Annotated in this window: 1 protein-coding gene; it reads right to left on the reverse strand. The window is 39.4% G+C overall.

All coding sequences use genetic code 11. From position 1 onward, the window contains the following. Positions 1 to 113: 113 nt before the first annotated feature. Positions 114 to 824, reverse strand: a complete 711-nt coding sequence (locus tag A1QO_RS07335) for a hypothetical protein (RefSeq protein ID WP_017040823.1) — start codon at positions 822 to 824, stop codon at positions 114 to 116. Positions 825 to 866 lie beyond the last annotated feature (42 nt).

Below are 866 nucleotides of genomic sequence, written 5' to 3' on the forward strand. Positions count from 1 at the left end.
GGTGAGCAACGCAATACCAAAGCCGCCGCATACCACCTTAATCACTTAAACCAACGCATAGTAAAAATGCCACGCGTTGCGAATCCCTCTTGAACAGTTTGTTAGGCGATTTTTCAATGAACGGTATCTCTTACGATGAACTCGTAAAATTTAACGCCTTTGTCGTTTATAAATGCTCCACCTAAGTCGCCAGTGTATGCTCCCCCAGATGGCAACCGTAACAGACCAGACATTGCCAATGACTGAAAGTCAATTTTAGCTCCTTCAGCCCAAACACTTCGCCTTTCTTCTTCTGAAGAAGCCGCATCCATACGTGTCTTGTAATCGTAAAACTCTTTGAGTGTTTCCAAACCTTCAAATGGATGGATTTGCTCGATACTAAACAATAGCGAGTTATATTCACGGACGGTAAATCTATTGAACTTAAAAGTTTCAACAAACAACCTTCCCAATAACTTCGCTTTCATTTCGTTGTGGTAACGATCAATATAAACCATCGTATTTTCAATTATTTCATCAGTTACCGATGAGACATCCACAGCATCGCAAAGTAAAGCCACATCGTTTTCAGTGAAGCTTTCAAGGTTCACTTGCCCAATGAAACTTGAGAACTTTTTCATAAAAGCGGCGCTTTGAATGGAATTTTTTACGCTGATTGAAGTACAAACCCATTTAATAATTGGAATCTCTCTGAGAAGCTCTTGGTCTTTTGCAACAGTTTCAAGAACATTGTCGAGACTCATTTCAGATATATCAGCCCAAAATTCTTTTGTATCGTTTGATACTAACCGTGAAACAAGACTGTTATTTTTCTTATTACTCATAACTTACCCAATCGCCTAACGCCCAATTAAGTAGTGAGCAAC

The sequence above is a fragment of the Vibrio genomosp. F10 str. ZF-129 genome (assembly GCF_000287055.2).
In the GTDB taxonomy this organism is placed as follows: domain Bacteria; phylum Pseudomonadota; class Gammaproteobacteria; order Enterobacterales; family Vibrionaceae; genus Vibrio.